This window comes from Pigmentiphaga sp. H8 (assembly GCF_003854895.1).
Taxonomy (GTDB): Bacteria; Pseudomonadota; Gammaproteobacteria; order Burkholderiales; family Burkholderiaceae_B; genus Pigmentiphaga.
The window spans coordinates 931,447-949,985 of sequence record NZ_CP033966.1; the positions used below are offsets into that span (position 1 = coordinate 931,447).

Genomic DNA, 18,539 nt, shown 5'->3' on the forward strand with positions numbered 1-18,539 from the left:
ATAATGGGCGCTTCCGCAATGGCGGACCCTTGGAGGAGTTTCATGACGAAGTCGGAGTTGCCGGTTGCGATCATCGGCGCGGGTATAGGCGGACTGGCGGCGGCGACCGCGCTGCGCGCGCAGGGCGTGGCCGTGCAGGTCTACGAGCAGGCGCGGCAGTTCGCGCGCATCGGCGCGGGCATCCAGATGTCGCCCAATGCCATGCGGGTGCTCGATGGGCTGGGGCTGCGTCCGCAACTGGAAGAAATCGCTTTTTCGCCCAAGTCGTCGCTGAACCGGGCGCACGACACCGGCGCTGTGACGAACGAGTTCCCGCTGGCCGGGGCCGTCCTGGAGCGCTACGGCATGCCTTTCCTGGCCATGCACCGGGGCGACCTGCATGCGGCGCTGGCGGCACAGGTGCCGCAGGCGCAGATTTCGCTGGGCAAGAAGCTGGTGCATCTGGACCAGGGCGATCGCGAGGTCGCGCTGCGCTTCGAGGATGGCACCGAGGCCCGTGCCCGCGCGGTCATCGGCGCCGACGGCGTGCATTCCCTGGTGCGCGAGCTGCTGCTGGGCGAGGAGCAGCCCCGCTTCACCGGCCGCGTCGCCTACCGGACGACGTTCCCGGCCAGCCGGCTGGGCGCGCTCGATATCGGTCAGTCGCGCACGAAATGGTGGGGGCCGGACCGCCACATCGTCATCTACTACGTCACCCGGCGCCAGGACGAGATCTATTTCGTCACCAGCCAGCCCGAGGACGCGGGCTGGCTGACCCCCGAATCGTGGTCGGCCAAGGGCGACCTGGACGTGCTGCGTGCGGCCTACGCCGATTTCCATCCCGACGTGCGCGCGGTGCTGGCGGCCTGCCCCGACGTGCACAAATGGGCGATCTTCCAGCGTGATCCGCTGCCGAGCTGGGGACGGGGCAACGTCGTGCTGATGGGCGACGCCTGCCATCCGATGACGCCCTACATGGCCCAGGGCGCGGCCATGGCGCTGGAGGACTCGGTCGTGCTGGCGCGCTGCGTGGCCGCCCACGGCAGCGATCTCGACGCGGCGTTCCGCTTGTTCGAGCAGGTACGCAAGCCCCGCACGTCGGCGGTGCAGGCCGGGTCGAGCGCCAACAACTGGATGCGCGAGTCCACCAACCCGGACTGGGTCTACGGCTACGACGCCTGGAACGTGCCGCTGGAAGCGAACGGACAATAAGCCTTTTCCGCGGGACGGGGCCGGGAGGCCGGCACCCGTCCCGCGCATGAAAACAGGAGACAGCATGAAGACACGCATCAAGACTCTCGCCGCGGCCATGGCGCTGGCGGCGATCCCGGCGCTGGCGGCGCATGCCGAGTATCCGGACCGGCCCATCAAGCTGGTGGTGCCGCACGGGCCCGGAGGCGTCGCCGACACGGTATCGCGCATCTTCGCCGATGCGCTGGCGCGCGAACTCAAGCAGCCGGTCATCGTGGAGAACAAGGCCGGCGCCAGCACCATGATAGGCGCCGACTACGTCGCCAAGGCCGCGCCGGACGGCTATACGCTGCTGATGGCGTCGGTGACCACGCTGTCGATCAACCCTTCCTTGTATCCCAACATCACCTACGATCCCAAGCGCGACTTCGCGCCGGTTTCCATGGTGGCGGCGCTGCCGTTCTACCTGATGGCCAGCCCCACGCTGGGCGTCAAGAACGTGAAGGAACTGGTCGCGCTGGCCAGGTCCCGGCCGGGCCAGCTCAACTACTCGTCGCCGGGGTCGGGCACGTCGCCGCATCTGGTGGGCGCGCTGTTCGCGTCCATGGCGGGAGTCGACACCCTGCACGTGCCGTACAAGTCCACCGCCTCGGCCGAGGTCGATCTGAACGCCGGCCGCATCCATTTCGCCTTCACCGGTTCGGGCATGGCGCCGATCCGGTCGGGCCGGGTGATCGGCCTGGGCGTGACCAGCGGCGAGCGCCTGGCCTCCATGCCCGAGCTGCCGACGCTGAAGGAACAGGGCCTGGACCTGGAGGCGACCGTCTGGAACGGCGTGGTCGCGCCCGCAGGCACGTCGCCCGAGATCGTCGGCAAGCTGGCCGCCGCATTTGCGCGGATCGCCCGGTCGCCGGACGTCAAGGAGAAGGTGCAGGCGCACGGCGGCATCACGGTGGGCAATACGCCCGCCGAATTCAAGCGTCTGATCGATACCGAGGCCGCGCGTTGGGAGAAGGTGATCAAGGAGGCCAGCATCACCGTGCAGTGACGAGGCCGGGATGCCGAGGGGCCGGCCGCCGCCGGCCCGCTGTCCGGGATCAGCCGCCCCAGAAACCGCTGATGCCGGCGATGCCGTGCGCGCCGTGCGCCACGGCCGTCGCGCGCGTGTCCGCGGATTGTCCGCCCAGCGCGAGCACCGGCAGGCCGGCATGCAGCGCCAGCGTGCCGAAGGTCTCCCAGCCCAGGCCGGGCTGGCCGGGATGCGAGCGCGTGGGCAGCACCGGTGCCAGCACCGCGAAGTCGGCGTCCAGCTGGCGTGCTCGCTCCAGTTCCGCGGCGTCGTGGGCCGACACGCCCAGCATCGCGCCGGGTGGCAGCGCGGGGCGCTGGCCCGGGATGTCGGCGGCGCGCAGATGCAGGCCGTCGGCATCGGCGATCCAGTCGCGTGGATGGGCACTGTTGAGCAGGACCCGCGCACCGGCCGGCCGGGCGCGCGCCACCACCTGTTTCAGCACCTGGCGCAGTCCGTCGTCGGCCGCGCCGCCGGGCCAACCCGGCTCGCGGAACTGGACCAGCTTCAGGCCCGAGGCCAGCGCGGCATCCAGGCGTTGCAGGAAGGCGTCGACGTTGCCGGGCGCGCCGATGTTCGTGATGGCATAGGTCTCGGGCACGTGCAGCCACCGCAGCGGCGGCAGCGTGGCCGGCAGCAGGGGGCCGATGCGCGGCTCCAGCGCCAGTCCCAGCGCATCCTCGGGCGCCTGCGCGCGCGCCTGGGCCGCTTCCAGGTCGGTCGGCTGTTCGCCCCCGGCGATGCGCGCTTCCAGCGCCTTCAACCGTTCCGCGTGATCGTGCCGCGCCGCCTGTATCTCGGCCGCGCCCGCATCCCGTATCCGCCCCCATTGCAGCGCCTGCGACTCCAGCCCCCGAGGCTCGCCTTCCCAGCGCGTGACGCGGCAGAAATACAGCCTGACGGTGGCGTGCGAGTAGGCGTGCACGTGCGTGACCCAGGTCGATGACTCCAGCACCGTCACGCCCAGCTCTTCCTTCAGCTCCCGCGCCAGGGCCTGCAAGATCGTCTCGCCCGGCTCCAGCTTGCCCCCGGGCAGCTCCCACCATCCCGCATAAGGCTTGCCTTCGGGCCGCTGGCCCAGCAGCAACCGCCCGTCCGGCTGCAGCATCACGCCCACCGCGACATCGACGACTTTCACACCAGAATCCAGAATCCCCATTCACCTTCCTAAAGAAGAAACCCGCACAAGACCCAGGATGCGGTGGATCCGGCTCCGCCGGTCCACCCGCATCGCCCCCCTGGGGGGGCGCGCGTCAGCGCGTAGGGGGGGGGACATCCCTCCCGGCCCAGTCTTTCGCGAATTGCCAGGCAACCCGGCCGGAGCGCGAGCCGCGTTCCAGCGTCCATTGCAGCGCCGACGTGCGCGAGCGCGCGATGGACTCCTCGCTGCATCCCAGGTCGCGCAGCCAGTGCGCGACGATATCCAGGTAGTCATCCTGCTTGAACGGATAGAAGGACAGCCACAGGCCGAAGCGCTCGGACAGCGAGATCTTTTCCTCGACGGTTTCGCCCGGGTGGATCTCGCCGTCGCTCTGATGCTTGGCCTGCAGGTTCTCGTGCATGTATTCCGGCATCAGGTGGCGCCGGTTGGACGTGGCGTAGATCAGCACGTTCTGGGTCGAGGCGGCGATGGAGCCGTCCAGCACTGATTTGAGCGCCTTGTAGCCGGCCTCGCCTTCCTCGAACGACAGGTCGTCGGCGAAGACCAGGAAGCGCTCCGGCCGCTCGGCCACGGTCTCGACGATCTCCTGCAGGTCGCCCAGGTCGCTCTTGTCGACCTCGATCAGCCGCAGCCCGCGGTCGCCATAGGTGGCCAGCATGGCCTTCACCAGCGAACTCTTGCCGGTGCCGCGGGCGCCGGTCATGAGCACGTTGTTGGCCGGCTTGCCTTCCAGGAACTGCACCGTGTTGCGGTCGATCACTTCTTTCTGGCGGTCGATGTGCTGCAGGTCGTCCATGTCGATGCGCGCGATGTGCCGCACCGGCTCCAGCCAGCCCCGCGTTCCGCGCTTGCGCCAGCGGAAGGCGTGGGAGTTCCAGTCCACGGGGGGCGGGGCGGGGGGCAACCAGGCTTCGAGCTGGGCGAGGACGCCCTCGGCGCGTTTCAGGAAAGAGGCCAGATCGACAGGTGGGGAGGACTCGTTCGGCACAGCGGCGTTCCTATCTTCGGCCGGCGCCGCGCGGGCCCCGGATCGTGTTCTTGAACGACGGATACCGGCCCGGGCGGGCAGGCCGCACGGGCCGGTATCCATCTACGGCATCGGGTATTGCACCATTTTTTTCGATGGCGCGCCCGGCGGGGCGGGCGGATGTCGTCGCAACTCGCGTTCCAATTCCGGGCTGGCGATGTCGCTCAAGGGGCGGATGGCCTGCTCCAGCGTGCGGATGAGCGAAGGTGTGGCACCGTGCGCTTCGAATACTTGCTTCCAACTGCGTACGGCACCCCATACGCGGCGGATCACGGCCAGCGCGGCGGGCTTGTCGGGAACGAAAGCCGCGAACTCGCTCATGGCGTTGTCCAGTGTGGCGAGCTTTCCTTGCAGGCCCACGCTCAGGTGCAGCCGGCGCTCTCGCGCGACCGTCGGACGCGGGACGACGTCATAGAGCGGACTCAGCCGCCAACCGGACAATTGGGCGTCATAGGAGAAGGCGTGATTGCGCAGATGGTCGTCATCGTTGTTGACGAAGATGTTCAGTGCCATCCTGGCGAACAATTCTTCGTTGTCGGCCGCGATGCAGGCAGGCGCCACCTGTTCGCGTATGGTCTGTGCAAGATCCCTGTAGCCTTTGGCCGCGGAGTCAATCTCCGGACATCCCATCATCGTCAGCGCGCTGGCTTGCGGGATACGCCCCTCGGTGAAACCGGCCTGGGGCCGGGAGTCATAGCCGCGAGAGCCGACCGGCAAGGGCTGGCCGGCCGGCGCCCAGTAGCGATCGAAGCGGCGCACCAGCAGCACGCGCTGGGCTCCGACGGCGAGGACTCGCAGCGGTGGCACAGTGAGGCCTGCCGCGCGAGCCAGGTCCAGGGCGCCGGCTTCGACCACGGCCATGTCGTAGGCGTCGTTTCGCGCGGGGAATTTGGCCAGCCACAGCACGCCGTCCTCGTCGCGCAAGGACGCCTTCGGGCGTGCCCCGCCCGCCGAGGGAGCGCCGCCCAGGTACGGAATGAGATGGCCGGGGACGGGCTCGCCCGCGTCCACGGCGGCAGCGGCTTGCAGCAGATACGGCAGGCTCGCCAGATTTCCGGCCGGATTTCGGGTCGGTGCATCCAGCGCTTCGCGTACGTCAAGCGCGCCCACGCGATCGCTGCCCGCTTCAAGCAGATAGGTGAACTCGTCCAGGCTGTTGGGCGCGGCGTTCAGCCGCGCTTCGATGACGCGCCGGCCCCAGGCGTCGGGGGCGGCGTCACGGATGCCGCCGAATTCATCCAGTCCGGCCGATGGATACCAGCGTGTACCGGGACGTTCCCGCGCTCGCGCCAGGCTCAACGCGCGAGGGTCGACATCGAAGGCCTCCGGGCGTTTTAGATAGCGCAAGCCGTAGGCGAAGCTCATGACCTGCTGGTCCGAAGCCGCGCGTTCCTTGTCCAGCAGCCCCGCAGGCACGAAATGGTGCCGGTGGTCGGCACGGTCGGCGATGTGGGCGAAGATCGCGACGCGGTCGTGGGAGCGACGGGGGGGCAAGGTCAGTCCTCAAAAGTCCAGGTCGCGCAGCTCGTTCCTGGTCGCGGCGCGCACGCGTTGCGGGAGCTTGCGCGCATGAAGGGCGATCAGGGCGGGCGCCTCGCCCGACAACAGGGTTAACAGCGAGACGTCCGGCGCCATCGCATGGATGTACCGCAGAACCTGTGCAAGGGTGCGGCCGGGGTCGCCTTTTTCGATCAGCACGGCGGTGGAGCGCGAGACGCCCGCGCGCGCGGCGACGTCGGCCTGGCGCAGCTTCAGCCCCTGGCGCAATTGGGTGATCCGTTCGCCCAGCAATCGTGCCTCGGTCACCCGGCCATCAGGCAGCAGCGGAGTTTCGTCGCGTTTCATGTCTGCAATATTAGTCCTAAAATAACTTAAGGACCGAGATTGCAGACATATTGTCAAAAATCAAAAAAGACCGCAATATCAGTCCTTATATCTATTAAGGACTGATATTACGGTCTTCTAATCCAGAATGCGGAGGATCCGGCTTTGCCGGTCCTCGCGCATTGCCCCCTTGAGGGGGCGCCCGAAGGGCGTAGGGGGTGGGGCTTTCCTTCCGGTCCTCGCGCATTGCCCCCTTGAGGGGGCGCCCGAAGGGCGTAGGGGGCCTCTACGACCTATAGTCGGCGTTGATGCTCACATACTCATGCGAGAAATCGCACGTATACACCGTCTCGGCCACCTTGCCGCGGCCCAGCGAAATGCGCACGGCGATCTCGGCCTGTTTCATCACGCGCTGGCCGTCCTCTTCCCGGTAGTCCGGGTTGCGGCCGCCGTTCTTGGCCACCCAGATGTCGTCCAGCCACAGGTTGACCCGGCCCACGTCCAGGTCGTCGATGCCGGCATAGCCGATGGCCGCCAGGATGCGCCCCAGGTTGGGGTCCGAGGCGTAGAAGGCGGTCTTGACCAGCGGCGAATGCGCCACCGAATAGGCGACCTTGAGCGCCTCGTCCTGGCTGCCGGCGTCCTCGACCCGGATGGTCATGAATTTGGTCGCCCCTTCGGCGTCGCGCACGATCAACTGCGCGAGTTCGGTCGCGGCGGCCTTCAGCGTGGCCAGCAGCTCGGGATAGAGAGGGTCCGACTCGGACTCGACGCGCAGGCCGGCGCGGCCGGTCGCGGCGATGATGAAGGAGTCGTTGGTCGAGGTGTCGCCGTCCACCGTGATGCGGTTGAACGAGACGTCGGCGACCTGGCCCGCCATGCGCTTGAGCAGGGCCGGGGCGATGGCGGCGTCGGTGGCCAGGAAGCCCAGCATGGTCGCCATATTGGGCCGGATCATGCCGGCGCCCTTGCTGACGCCGGTCAGGGTGATCTGATGGCCGCCGATGTTGGCCTTGCTGGACACGATCTTGGGCAGCGTGTCGGTGGTCATGATGCCGTGCGCCGCTTCGGTCCAGTTGCCCGGCGCCAGCGCCTTGACGGCGGCCGGCAGGCCGGCCTCGATGCGGTCCACCGGCAGCGGTTCCAGGATCACGCCGGTCGAGAAGGGCAGGACCTGGCGTGGGTCCAGGCCCAGCAGCTTCGCCAGCGCGTCGCAGGTGGCGCGGGCGGCGGCCAGGCCGGGCTCGCCCGTGCCCGCGTTGGCGTTGCCGGTGTTGATGACCATGGCGCGGATGGGCAGCGACTGCGCCAGGTGTTCCTCGCAAACTTGCACCGGCGCGGCGCGGAAGCGGTTGCGCGTGAAGACGCCTGCCACGCTGGTGCCTTCGGCCAGCCTGAAGACGGTCAGGTCGCGGCGGTCGGCCTTGCGGATGCCGGCTTCGGTGACGCCGATTTCGACGCCGTCCACCGGAAAGACGAGTTCGGGAGCGGGAATGTGCAGATTGACGGCCATGGCTGTCCTCGCGGAGCGGAAGGGGCGGGGCGCGGCCTGCGCCCCGTGTGTCGGATCAGGGGTTGAGTTCGGCGAAGGCTTCGCCGGCGATGGCGACGGTACGGGCGATGACGTCGTCGTCGTGGGCGATCGAGACGAAGCCGGCCTCGAACGCCGACGGCGCGAAGCTCACGCCGCGGACCAGCGCGGCGTGGAAGAACTTGTTGAACGCGGCGGTATCCGAGGCTGAGACCTCGGCCAGCGAGGTCGGCACCGTGTCGCGGAAGTACAGGCCGAACATGCCGCCCACGTGGTCCGCGCTGAACGGCACGCCCGCGCCGGCCGCCGCCGCGAGCAAGCCTTGCACCAGCTTGCCGGTCTGAGCTTCCAGCTTCTCGTAGAAACCCGGCTCGGCCAGCAGGCGCAGGGTGGTCAGGCCCGCGGCCACGGCCACGGGGTTGCCCGACAGCGTGCCGGCCTGGTAGACCCCGCCCAGCGGGGCGATGTGGGCCATGATGTCGCGCCGGCCGCCGAAGGCGCCGATGGGCATGCCGCCGCCGATGACCTTGGCCAGGGTGGTCAGGTCGGGCACGATGCCGGTACGGCCCTGCACGCCCTGCGGGCCGACGCGAAAACCGGTCATGACCTCGTCGAAGATCAGCACCGAGCCGTAGCGGGTGCACTGGTCGCGCAGCGCCTGCAGGAAGCCGGGCACGGGCTGGACCAGGTTCATGTTGCCCGCCACCGGCTCCACGATCACGCAGGCGATCTCGTCGCCGTACTGCTTGAACGCGGCTTCCACGCCGGCGATGTCGTTGTAGTCCAGCACCAGGGTGTGCGAGGTGAACTCGGGCGGCACGCCCGCCGAGGTCGGGTTGCCGAAGGTCAGCAGGCCCGAGCCGGCCTTCACCAGCAGGCTGTCGGCATGGCCGTGGTAGCAGCCCTCGAACTTGATGATCTTGGCCCGGCCGGTGTAGCCGCGGGCCAGCCGGATCGCGCTCATGGTGGCTTCGGTGCCCGAACTGACCAGGCGCACCTGCTCGATCGAGGGCAGGCGGTGCACCAGCATCTCGGCCAGTTCGATCTCGGCCTCGGTGGGGGCGCCGAACGACAGGCCGTTGACGGCGGCCTCCTGCACGGCCCGGATCACGTCCGGATGGGCGTGGCCCAGGATGGCCGGGCCCCAGGAGCCCACGTAGTCGATGTACTGCTTCTTGTCGGCATCCCAGGTGTAGGGACCGGCGGCGCGTTCGATGAAGGGCGGCGTGCCGCCCACCGAGCGGAAGGCGCGCACCGGCGAATTGACGCCGCCGGGAATGGTGCGGCAGGCGCGTTCGAAGAGTTCTGCGTTGCGGATCATGGTCATGCCTTGGTGGGATTGCCGGCGGGGTCCTCGGCCCAGGCCTGGGCGAAGGCCCGCGCGGCGGCTTCGATGTCGTCGGCGCCGAATAGCGCGGTGATGACGGCCAGCGCGTCGGCGCCCGCCGCCACGGCCAGTCCGGCGTTGGCCGGCGTGATGCCGCCGATCGCGACGATGGCGGGGCGCGAGGCGTCGGGCCGCCGCAGGCTGCGCGCCTCGGTCAGGCAGGACAGCGGGGCGTGCACGGCCGCCGGCTTGGTGGGCGAGTCGAACACCGCGCCGAAGGCCACGTGGTCGGCGCCCGCGGCCAGCGCGGCGCGGGCGCGCCCGATGTCGTCGTAGCAGGAGGCGCCGATCAGCAGCGCCGGTCCGCCGGCCTGGCGGGCCTGGGCGATGTCGCCGTCCTCGCGCCCCAGGTGGACGCCGTCGGCGCCGGCCTCGATGGCCAGCCGCCAGTCGTCGTTGATGATCAGGAGCACGTCCAGGCGGTCGCAGGCGGCGCGCAAGGCGCGTGCCTGTTCCAGGCGCTTGGCCGGTTCGGCCAGCTTGCGGCGCAACTGCACGGCGCGCAGCCCGCCGCGGGCGGCCGTTTCCACGGCGGCCGCCAGCCGGGCGGTGTCGTCCCATTCGGGCGTGATGCCGTACAGGCCGCGCAGGGGGTGGGTCGGGACCGGATCGGGACTCATGGCGTGGGTTCCGTGGAGTCGGGCGGGGCCGCGTCGCCGGCCGCCGCCTGTTCGCCCTGCTTGGCCCAGAAGAAGCGGTCGGGCAGCAGCCGGCCCATGCCGGGCTGGAAGCCCGAGGCCAGCGCCTGCCACGTGTATTCCTGGGCCTCGGCCGTGGCGTCGCGCACGTCCATGCCGCTGGCCAGCAGGGCGGCCAGGCCGGCCGACAGGGTCGGGCCGGCGCCGCGGAAATTGCCGGGCAGCCGGGGCCAGCGGTATTCGCCGGCCGGTTCGGCGGCGGTGTCGCCGCCGCCGCGCAGCGTGTTGACCACGATGTCGCCGGGCTGATGCAGGCCGGTCGCCAGCACCCAGGCGGCGCCCCGGCGCAGCAGCGCCTGGGCCGCGGTTTCGTCGGCCGAATCCAGGTCCAGCAGCCCGTCCGCCACCAGTTGCTCCAGCCGCAGGCTGTCGGCCACGACCAGGGTCGCCTGGGGCACCAGCAGTTCGATGGTGGCGGCCATGATTTCCTCGGCCGAGTCCTCGGTTTCGGCGTCGTCCGCGTCCGGAGGGTCGGCCCCCAGGTGCAGCACGACCGGCACGGCCGAGTAGTCGGCCAGGATCTCGGCCACGGCCGCTACCGCCTCGGCCGAGAACAGCCCGCCGATCTTGAAGGCCCGCACCGGCATGTCCTCCAGCAGGCTGCGGGCCTGGTCGTCGATCCATTCGGGGGCGACGGCTTCGCCGTCCTCCAGGCCGGCCGAGTCCTGCACGGTATAGCCCGTCAGCACGGTCAGCGCATGGCATCCCATGCTGGCACAGGTCAGCAGGTCGGCCTGGATACCCCCGCCGGCGCTGGGGTCGGAGGGGGCGAAGGTCAGAACGAGGGGTGGCGTGGGAGCGGCTGGCAACGAAAAGTCTCGAAAGGCGGGGTCGTCCGGCGGGGATCCGGGCGTGGCCCACGGTGTTTCGGTAAGATGCGAGATTCTAATGGATGCCCGATGGTTCCCGGTTCGCGGGGGCGGGGCTTGGTAAGATTGAACGACGATGCGTACCTGGATGTGTCTGATTTGCGGCTGGATCTACGACGAAGCAGCCGGCCTGCCGGAAGAGGGTATTCCTCCCGGCACCAAGTGGGAAGACGTGCCGCCCAATTGGGTTTGTCCCGAATGCGGCGCCCGCAAGGAAGATTTTGAGATGGTCGAGATCTGACCCGCACCCTGGGCGTTTACAATTCAGGTATGAGCGAACGCGCCAATATCGATCTCACGAACCAGTTCCTGATCGCCATGCCCGCCATGGCCGATCCGAACTTTGCCGGCGCCGTCATCTACGTATGCGAACACACCGCCAAGGGGGCGCTGGGCCTGGTCATCAACCGGCCCACCGACCTGACCCTGGCGGGCCTGTTCGAACGAATCGAGCTGTCGCTGGACGATTCCCCGCAGGCGGAAACCCCGGTGTTCTTCGGCGGACCGGTCCAGACCGATCGCGGCTTCGTGCTGCATGCTCCGGTGGGCGACTACAACTCCTCCATCAAGGTCGGCGACCTGGCCCTGACCACCTCGCGCGACGTGCTGCAGGCGGTTTCCGACGGGCAGGGGCCGGGCAAGCTGCTGGTCACCCTGGGCTATGCGGGATGGGGCGCCGGCCAGCTCGAGGACGAGATCTCCGAGAACGCCTGGCTGAGCGTGTCGGCGTCGTCCGACGTCATCTTCAACGTTCCGCCTGCCGAGCGTTTCGACGCCGCGCTGGCGCTGCTGGGCATCGCCCCGATCATGCTGGCGGGCGAAGCCGGCCATGCCTGACGAAACGCTGCTCGCCTTCGACTACGGAACCCAGTTCATCGGCGTTGCCGTCGGCAATACGCTGACCGGCCACGCGCGCCCGCTGGAGGTCATCGCCAATACCACGCGCGAGGCGCGCTTCGGCCGCGTCGAGCAATTGCTGCGCGAATGGCAGCCGTCCCGCCTGGTGGTGGGCCTGGCACTGGATACCGACGGCGGCGAGCAGCCCATGACGGCCCTGTGCCGGCGCTTCGCCAACCAGTTGAACGGCCGCTACGGGCTGCCCGTGGAGCTGGTGGACGAGCGCGGCACCAGCCTGGCCGCCCAGTCCGAGATGGGGGCGGCCGGCCGCGGGCTGCGCGTGGACGCGGTGGCCGCCGCCATCATCCTGCAAAGCTACTTCGATACGCCCCGTTCTCCCTGATCCGAGACTGCCATGAATCCAACTCCTCCCCACCTCGACGCCGAGGCGCTGTATGCGCGGCTGCGCGACGCCGTGCGCAAGCTGCTGGACACGCTGCCCGCCGACCGCACCCACCTGGTCGGCATCCACTCCGGGGGATCGTGGATAGCCGAGCGGCTGCACCGCGACCTCGGCCTGCCCGAGGCGCCGGGCAAGCTGGACATCAGTTTCTACCGCGACGACTTCGCGCGCATCGGCCTGCATCCCCAGGTCAAGCCCTCGGACATCGCCTTCGACGTGGACGACAAGCACCTGGTCCTGATCGACGACGTGCTCTACACCGGTCGCACCATACGCGCCGCCATGAACGAACTGTTCGACTACGGGCGCCCGGCCTCCATCAGGCTGGCCGTGCTGGTGGACCGGGGCGGGCGCGAGCTGCCCGTGGCGGCCGACTTCGCCGCGGCCACCGTCGACCTGGCGCCGGGACAGAGCGTCGTGCTGTCGCGCGCCGGCGATGCCTTCAAGATCGATTTCGAAACCCTGCCGCCCCAGGAGCCGCACCATGCGTAACCCGCAGCTCAACAGCAACGGCGAACTCACCCACCTGTTGACCGTGGAGGGATTGCCGCGCGCGATCCTGAACCAGATCCTCGACACCGCGGAGTCGTTCGTGCCGCTGGCCGACCGCGAGATCAAGAAAGTGCCGCTGCTGCGCGGCAAGAGCGTGTTCAACCTGTTCTTCGAGAACTCCACGCGCACGCGCACGACGTTCGAGATCGCGGCCAAGCGCCTGTCGGCCGACGTCTACAACCTGAACATCAACGCCTCGTCGGCCAGCAAGGGCGAGTCGCTGCTGGACACCATCAACAACCTGTCGGCCATGCAGGCCGACCTGTTCGTGGTGCGGCATGCCTCCAGCGGCGCGCCGCACCTGATCGCCCAGCACGCGGCGCCCCACGTACACGTGATCAACGCCGGCGACGGCCGCCACGCGCACCCGACGCAGGGGCTGCTGGACATGTACACCATCCGCCACTACAAGAAGGACTTCACCAAGCTCACGGTGGCGATCGTCGGCGACATCCTGCATTCGCGCGTGGCCCGCTCCGACATCCACGCGCTGACCACGCTGGGCGTGCCCGAGGTGCGGGCCATCGGCCCGCTGACACTGCTGCCGTCCGGCCTCGAACAGATGGGCGTGCGCGTGTTCACCGACATGGCCGAAGGCCTCAAGGGCGTGGACGTGATCATCATGCTGCGCCTGCAGAACGAGCGCATGCGCGGCGCGCTGCTGCCCTCGGCGCAGGAATACTTCAAGCACTACGGCCTGACGCAGGAGAAGCTCGCGCTGGCCAAGCCCGATGCGATCGTCATGCATCCCGGACCGATGAACCGCGGCGTGGAGATCGACTCCCCGGTGGCCGACGGCAAGCAGGCCGTCATCCTGAACCAGGTCACGTTCGGCATCGCGGTCCGCATGGCCGTCATGAGCATCGTCGCAGGAGCCTGACCCCATGAAAATCCATATCCAGGGCGGCCGCCTGATCGACCCGGCCAACGGCGTGGACGCCGTCAACGACATTTACATCGCCGCGGGACGCGTGGTCGGCATCGGCCAGGCGCCGGCGGGCTTCGTGCCCAACCGCCTGGTCGACGCGCGGGGCCTGGCGGTCCTGCCCGGCCTGGTGGACCTGTCGGCCCGGCTGCGCGAGCCCGGCTTCGAGCATCGCGCCACGCTGGAGTCCGAATTGCAGGCGGCGCTGGCGGGCGGCGTGACCAGCCTGGTGCTGCCGCCCGACACCGATCCGGTGCTGGACGAGCCCGGCCTGGTCGAGATGCTCAAGCACCGCGCGCGCCAGCTGAACCAGTCGCACGTCTACCCGCTGGGCGCGATGACGGTCGGCCTGAAGGGCGAGATCATCACCGAGATGGCCGAGCTGACCGAGGCCGGCTGCGTGGCGTTCTCGCAGGCGGATGCGCACATCGCCGACACCAACGTGCTGCTGCGCGCCATGCAGTACGCCCGCACCTTCGACTACGCGATCTGGCTGCGCCCGGAAGACCCCTGGCTGGCCCGCGAGGGCGTGGCCGCCAGCGGTGCCATGGCTTCGCGCCTGGGCCTGGCCGGCATTCCCGAGCAGGCCGAGACCATCGCCCTGCATACGCTGTTCGAGCTGCAGCGCGCCACCCGCGCGCGCCTGCACTTGTGCCGCATCTCCAGCGCCGCCGGGATCGAGCTGGTGCGCCGCGCCCGCGCCGAGGGCCTGCCGGTGACCTGCGACGTCAGCGCCCACCACGTGCACCTGACCGACGTGGACATCGGCTACTTCGACGCGCACTGCCGGCTGACGCCGCCGCTGCGCGGCCAACGCGACCGCGACGCCATCCAGGCCGCCCTGGCGGACGGCACCATCGACGCGATCTGCTCGGACCACACGCCGGTGGACGAGGACTACAAGCTGCTGCCCTTCGGCGAGGCCGAGCCCGGCGCCACGGGCCTGGAGCTGCTACTGTCGCTGGCGCTGAAATGGGCCCGCGACGCCGACCTGCCGGTCTCGCGCGCGGTGGCGCGCGTCACCAGCGAGCCCGCCCGGGTCCTGGGCACCAAGGTGCTGGCCTCGTGCGGGCAGCTGGGCGCCGGGGCGCTGGCCGACCTCTGCCTGGTCGACCTGGACGCGCACTGGCTGGTCAGCGAGGACAGCCTGCAAAGCCAGGGCAAGCACACGCCGTTCCTGGGCATGGAGCTGCCCGGCAAGGTCCGCATGACCATCGTCGCGGGCCACGTCGCGTATGAGGCGGCTGTCTGATCGTGCGCGCCTGGTTTCGCCTGGCCGCGCACTTGCTGCGGTTCTCGCTGCGGTTCTTGCTCGTCACCCTGTGGGTGATGTTCGGGCTGATCGTGCTGGCTACCGTGTTCCGGCGGTTCGACTTGGCGCGACGCGACCGGATCAACTGCTGGTGGTCGCGCTGGCTGCTGCGGTGGTGCGGCGTTCGCGTCTACGTCAGCGGCCATCCGCCGGTCGAGGGGGCGGCGCTGCTGATCGCCAACCACGTATCGTGGCTGGACATCTACGCGCTCAGCAGCGTGCGCTGCACCATCTTCGTCGGCAAGCGCGAGCTGCGCGACTGGCCGGTGCTGGGCTGGCTGATCGCGGGCGTGGGTACGGTGTTCATCGAACGGGGCAACCGGCGCGCCCTGCACCACGTGGCCCAGGCCATGGGCGAGCGCTTCGCGCGTGGCCAGTTGATCGGACTCTTTCCCGAAGGCACGACCTCCGACGGCCTGGACGTGCTGCCTTTCCACGCCGGCTTGTTCGAGCCCGCCCGGCGTGCTGGCGTGCCGGTGCTGCCGGTGGCGCTGCGCTATCTCCACCATGGCACGCGCAGTACCTTGCCTTCCTATGTGGGCGAGGAGACGCTGATGGGCAATGCCTGGCGGGTGCTGGGCTCGACCGGCGTGGCGGTACAGGTCGTGTACCTGCCGCCCGCCGCGGCCGAGAACGGCGACGAGGACCATCGCCATGCGATGGCGGCGCGGGTGCGGGAAGCCATCCGGGCCGAGGTGCGCCAGGCGGATTGAATACGTCCCCTGGCTTGCCGATGGCCCTGCGTTGCGCTAATGTATTGCAAATGCGATGCATTTGGGAGTTGCCATGAAAACCGCCACGCTTCCTCCCCTGCGGGTAGAGCCGGAATTGCGCGAGGCTGCTGAAAGAGTCCTCGAAGCCGGTGAGAGTTTGTCCAGCTTCGTCGAGCAGGCTGTTCGTTCGGCTGTATCGCGCCGCGAGGCGCAGGCTGCTTTCCTGGCCCGGGCCTTGGCCTCGCGTGATCAGGCGCGGGAGTCGGGGGACTACGCATCGTCGCAAGCCGTATTGGACAAGCTGCAGCAGCGCCTGGAGACAGCGAAGGTCGACCGGCGCAAGCGGCCTTGATGTACCGCGTCCGTTTCACGCGGGAAGCCGAGCAGGACCTTCTGCGGCTCTATGATTTTGTCCTGGAGAGGGATCCCGATGATCCGGGCCTGGCCGCCCAGGCCTTGGTCGCAATCCGGGATGGCGTCGAGATTCTCGAGCGTTCGCCCTATACCTGCAGAAAAGCGACGCCGCATTCGCCCTACCTGCGCGAACTGCTGATTCCCTTCGGCCGTATGGGTTACGTAGCCCTGTTCGAGATCGATGGGCCTGATTCCGTCACCATCCTTGCCGTACGGCACCAGCGCGAAGACGACTATCACTGAGGCGCCGCCCGCCGCCGCGCGCGTTTGGCCGGAGCGGCGCCATCCTCGCCCGCCGCGGGCACCCGGAACAGCCTGTGCACCAGCGCCCGTACCCACTGCAGCGACGGATCGCGCGCGGTGCTGGCGTGCCATAGCAGGCGCACGTCGTAGGCGGGCGCATAGGGCAGGGTCCATACCTTGAATCCGTAGCGTGGCTGGGCGTTGCGCGCATACGTCGTGGGTACGATGGCCAGCATGCGCGAGTTCATGACCATTTCGGGCAGCGCGCCGAAGTGGCGCGCCCGCACGGCGATGCGATCGTCGAGCTTCAGGCGCGTGAGCATTTCGCTGACGCTGTCGTGGAAGGTCGCCGTGGGCGAGGCCACCAGCAGCGATGCGCTCGCCAATTCAGCGGGGCTCAGTGTCTTGCCCTTGTGCCTGGGCGTGGGCGTCCAGTGCGGCGAGGTGATGGCGACGTAGGGCTCGTGGAACAGCACGTCGGCCTGGATGCCGCGTTGCTTGGGATGCAGGATGCCCAGGCAGAAGTCGATCTCGCGCGCTTCCAGGGCGGCGGCGACGTCGTTGGCGGGCACGGAAATGTTGGTCAGCCGCGAGTGGGGGGCTTCGGTGTGCAGCGCCGCGGCCAGGGTGGGCAGGAAGGTCATTTCGCCCAGGTCCGACATGGAGACTCGCCATTCGACATGGCTGTGCTGGGGGTCGAAAGCCTCGCGCCCCGTTACCGCGGTTTCCAGGGCGCGCAATTCCGCCGCGACGGTCGGCGCGACCTGTTCGCAGATACGGGTGGGGACCAGCCCCTGGGGGGTGCGCAGGAAGAGTTCGTCGTCGAAGAAGTAGCGCAGGCGGGCCAGGGCGTTGCTGGTGGCGGGCTGGGAAAGGGAGAGGAGTTTGCCGGCGGCGGTGACGGAGCGGGTTTGGTGGATGGCGACCAGGACGCGTAGGAGATTCAGGTCTAGTTGGCGGAAGTTCATGGGGGTTTCTGGTTCTTGAGACGGCTGTGTCCGGGGCCCTTATGAGGATTCTACGGAATATTCAGCAGGCAAATGAAGGGGGTTTGCCCCCCTTCATTTGCCCTCGCGCAGCTTCGCTACATCCGCGGCGGTGACCTGGCCTTCGCGGGCGCTCCAGGTGGTGCGCATGTAGTTGGTCAGTTGGGCGACCTCGTCGTCGGTCAGGCGATGAGCGAAGCCGGGCATGTCGCCGATGCTGGTGCCGTCGGGCAGGCGTTGGGCGGGCAGGCCGTCCAGGATGGAGAGCAGCAGGTTGCGCGGGCTTTCCAGGCGGACGGTGCTGTTGGCGGCCAGGGGGGGCATGCCGGGTGGGTGGCCTTCGCCGTCGACGCCGTGACAGGCGGCGCAGGTGTTCAGGTAGACGCGGCGGCCGGGGGAGGGCGGGCCGGCGTCGGGCTTGGCCTGGGGGGCGGGGACGGGTTTGGGAGGCGAGTCGCCCAGCAGGAAGGCGGACATGGCCTTCAGGTCGTCGTCGGTCAGGTACTGGGTGCTGTGCAGGATGACGGGGTACATCTCGTCGGCGGCGATGCCCTGGGGCGCGAGGCCGGTGCGCAGGAAGCGTTGCAGGTCTTCCGGCGTCCAGCCGCGTTCGGCCAGGGCCTGCGGGGTCAGGGACGGCGCCTCGAAGCGGTTCAGGGTATAGCCTTGCAGCCAGTCGTCGCGGTGCAGCTGACCCAGCTTGCCGCGCGGGGTGTGGCATTCGCCGCAGTGGCCCAGCACGTTGGTCAGGTAGCGTCCGCGCACCCATTGCTGCGATTCGCCCTGCGAGGCGGCGGGCAGCGGATCGTGGTCGAAGAACAGCAGGTTCCAGCCTGTCATCAGGATGCGCAGGTTGAGCGGGAAAGGAATTTCGGGCTTCTTGTTGGGCTGGGCGCTGGGCCGCACGTTCATCAGATAGGCGTAGATCAGGTCGGAATCGGCGCGCGGGATGTCGTGGTAGGCCGTGTACGGCATGGCGGGGTAGAGATTGCGGCCGTGCGGGGCCTTGCCTTCGGTCAGCGCACGGTGGAATTCGTCGGCGGTCCAGCGGCCGATGCCGTGGTCGGGGTCGGGCGTGATGTTGGTGCCGTACAGCGTGCCGAACGGCGTCTGCAAAGGGAAGCCGCCGGCATAGGCGGCGCCGTCGGCGACCTGGTGGCAGGCGGCGCAATCGGCGGCCCGGGCCAGGTAGCGGCCCAGCTGCAATTGTTCCTGCGTGGCCTGGACCTGCTGGGGCTCACGGTCGGGCGGCGCGTCGCGGTTGCCCAGGATCGCCGCGGCGACGGCGGCGACGATCAGGACCAGGATGACGAGGGCGACGATGGGACCGCGTCGCCAGGGGGACGGGCGGGCCATG

Annotated in this window: 21 protein-coding genes; 11 read left to right on the forward strand and 10 right to left on the reverse strand. The window is 69.1% G+C overall.

The features are described 5' to 3' along the window. Positions 1-42: 42 nt before the first annotated feature. Together EGT29_RS04520 and EGT29_RS04525 are read left to right on the forward strand one after the other, a co-directional pair. Complete coding sequence (locus tag EGT29_RS04520) at positions 43-1,191, forward strand: FAD-dependent monooxygenase (protein WP_124687898.1); 1,149 nt, start codon at positions 43-45, stop codon at positions 1,189-1,191. A 64-nt stretch (positions 1,192-1,255) separates the two neighbouring features. Continuing rightward, positions 1,256-2,218, forward strand: coding sequence for a tripartite tricarboxylate transporter substrate binding protein (locus EGT29_RS04525; protein ID WP_161567696.1), 963 nt, complete (start codon positions 1,256-1,258; stop codon positions 2,216-2,218). Between the two features lie 49 nt (positions 2,219-2,267). On the opposite strand, the gene EGT29_RS04530 is transcribed toward EGT29_RS04525, so the two are convergent. From EGT29_RS04530 to EGT29_RS04565, 8 genes are all read right to left on the reverse strand, one after another. Next, positions 2,268-3,347: a thiamine phosphate synthase gene (locus tag EGT29_RS04530; protein WP_238160421.1), complete on the reverse strand. Its 1,080-nt coding sequence runs from the start codon at positions 3,345-3,347 to the stop codon at positions 2,268-2,270. A 145-nt stretch (positions 3,348-3,492) separates the two neighbouring features. Next, on the reverse strand, positions 3,493-4,389 hold the full coding sequence (locus tag EGT29_RS04535) for an ATP-binding protein (protein ID WP_238160287.1): 897 nt from the start codon (positions 4,387-4,389) through the stop codon (positions 3,493-3,495). Between the two features lie 102 nt (positions 4,390-4,491). Next, a complete protein-coding gene (locus EGT29_RS04540; RefSeq protein ID WP_124687901.1) occupies positions 4,492-5,922 on the reverse strand; it encodes a type II toxin-antitoxin system HipA family toxin in 1,431 nt (476 codons plus the stop codon). Between the two features lie 9 nt (positions 5,923-5,931). After that, positions 5,932-6,273 (reverse strand): helix-turn-helix domain-containing protein, encoded by a 342-nt coding sequence (locus EGT29_RS04545; RefSeq protein ID WP_124687902.1) that lies wholly within the window; start codon positions 6,271-6,273, stop codon positions 5,932-5,934. A 265-nt stretch (positions 6,274-6,538) separates the two neighbouring features. Then, positions 6,539-7,765 (reverse strand): bifunctional glutamate N-acetyltransferase/amino-acid acetyltransferase ArgJ, encoded by a 1,227-nt coding sequence (argJ, locus tag EGT29_RS04550; protein ID WP_124687903.1) that lies wholly within the window; start codon positions 7,763-7,765, stop codon positions 6,539-6,541. Between the two features lie 55 nt (positions 7,766-7,820). Then, positions 7,821-9,104, reverse strand: a complete 1,284-nt coding sequence (hemL, locus tag EGT29_RS04555) for a glutamate-1-semialdehyde 2,1-aminomutase (RefSeq protein WP_124687904.1) — start codon at positions 9,102-9,104, stop codon at positions 7,821-7,823. A 2-nt stretch (positions 9,105-9,106) separates the two neighbouring features. Beyond that, positions 9,107-9,790, reverse strand: coding sequence for a thiamine phosphate synthase (gene thiE, locus EGT29_RS04560; RefSeq protein WP_124687905.1), 684 nt, complete (start codon positions 9,788-9,790; stop codon positions 9,107-9,109). Beyond that, on the reverse strand, positions 9,787-10,677 hold the full coding sequence (locus EGT29_RS04565) for a hydroxymethylpyrimidine/phosphomethylpyrimidine kinase (RefSeq protein WP_124687906.1): 891 nt from the start codon (positions 10,675-10,677) through the stop codon (positions 9,787-9,789). The genes thiE and EGT29_RS04565 overlap by 4 nt, the downstream gene beginning before the upstream one ends. A 136-nt stretch (positions 10,678-10,813) precedes the next feature. Here EGT29_RS04565 and EGT29_RS04570 point away from each other — a divergent pair, with 136 nt between their 5' ends. The 9 genes from EGT29_RS04570 (at position 10,814) to EGT29_RS04610 (ending at position 16,196) form a co-directional block, all read left to right on the forward strand. After that, on the forward strand, positions 10,814-10,978 hold the full coding sequence (locus EGT29_RS04570; RefSeq protein WP_087780643.1) for a rubredoxin: 165 nt from the start codon (positions 10,814-10,816) through the stop codon (positions 10,976-10,978). Between the two features lie 29 nt (positions 10,979-11,007). Continuing rightward, positions 11,008-11,574, forward strand: coding sequence for a YqgE/AlgH family protein (locus EGT29_RS04575; RefSeq protein ID WP_124687907.1), 567 nt, complete (start codon positions 11,008-11,010; stop codon positions 11,572-11,574). Next, positions 11,567-11,977: a Holliday junction resolvase RuvX gene (gene ruvX, locus EGT29_RS04580; RefSeq protein WP_124687908.1), complete on the forward strand. Its 411-nt coding sequence runs from the start codon at positions 11,567-11,569 to the stop codon at positions 11,975-11,977. The genes EGT29_RS04575 and ruvX overlap by 8 nt, the downstream gene beginning before the upstream one ends. A gap of 12 nt (positions 11,978-11,989) precedes the next feature. Beyond that, entirely contained in the window at positions 11,990-12,529 is a 540-nt protein-coding gene (gene pyrR / locus EGT29_RS04585) for a bifunctional pyr operon transcriptional regulator/uracil phosphoribosyltransferase PyrR (RefSeq protein ID WP_124687909.1), read from the forward strand. Next, positions 12,474-13,469, forward strand: a complete 996-nt coding sequence (locus EGT29_RS04590) for an aspartate carbamoyltransferase catalytic subunit (RefSeq protein WP_124687910.1) — start codon at positions 12,474-12,476, stop codon at positions 13,467-13,469. The genes pyrR and EGT29_RS04590 overlap by 56 nt, the downstream gene beginning before the upstream one ends. 4 nt (positions 13,470-13,473) lie before the next feature. After that, on the forward strand, positions 13,474-14,766 hold the full coding sequence (locus tag EGT29_RS04595) for a dihydroorotase (protein WP_124687911.1): 1,293 nt from the start codon (positions 13,474-13,476) through the stop codon (positions 14,764-14,766). Between the two features lie 77 nt (positions 14,767-14,843). Beyond that, positions 14,844-15,539 carry a 1-acyl-sn-glycerol-3-phosphate acyltransferase gene (locus EGT29_RS04600; protein WP_124692217.1) on the forward strand — a complete coding sequence of 232 codons (696 nt, stop codon included), beginning with the start codon at positions 14,844-14,846 and terminating at the stop codon, positions 15,537-15,539. Positions 15,540-15,612: 73 nt separating this feature from the next. After that, positions 15,613-15,891 (forward strand): YlcI/YnfO family protein, encoded by a 279-nt coding sequence (locus EGT29_RS04605; RefSeq protein WP_124687912.1) that lies wholly within the window; start codon positions 15,613-15,615, stop codon positions 15,889-15,891. After that, positions 15,888-16,196: a type II toxin-antitoxin system RelE/ParE family toxin gene (locus EGT29_RS04610; RefSeq protein ID WP_124687913.1), complete on the forward strand. Its 309-nt coding sequence runs from the start codon at positions 15,888-15,890 to the stop codon at positions 16,194-16,196. The genes EGT29_RS04605 and EGT29_RS04610 overlap by 4 nt, the downstream gene beginning before the upstream one ends. Here the strand turns inward: EGT29_RS04610 and EGT29_RS04615 are convergent. Both EGT29_RS04615 and EGT29_RS04620 read right to left on the reverse strand, forming a co-directional pair. Further along, positions 16,190-17,164: a LysR family transcriptional regulator gene (locus EGT29_RS04615; protein ID WP_124687914.1), complete on the reverse strand. Its 975-nt coding sequence runs from the start codon at positions 17,162-17,164 to the stop codon at positions 16,190-16,192. The two genes, EGT29_RS04610 and EGT29_RS04615, sit on opposite strands and share 7 nt — an antisense overlap. Positions 17,165-17,257: 93 nt before the next feature. Beyond that, on the reverse strand, positions 17,258-18,538 hold the full coding sequence (locus tag EGT29_RS04620; RefSeq protein WP_124687915.1) for a cytochrome c: 1,281 nt from the start codon (positions 18,536-18,538) through the stop codon (positions 17,258-17,260). Between the last annotated feature and the right edge of the window lies 1 nt (position 18,539).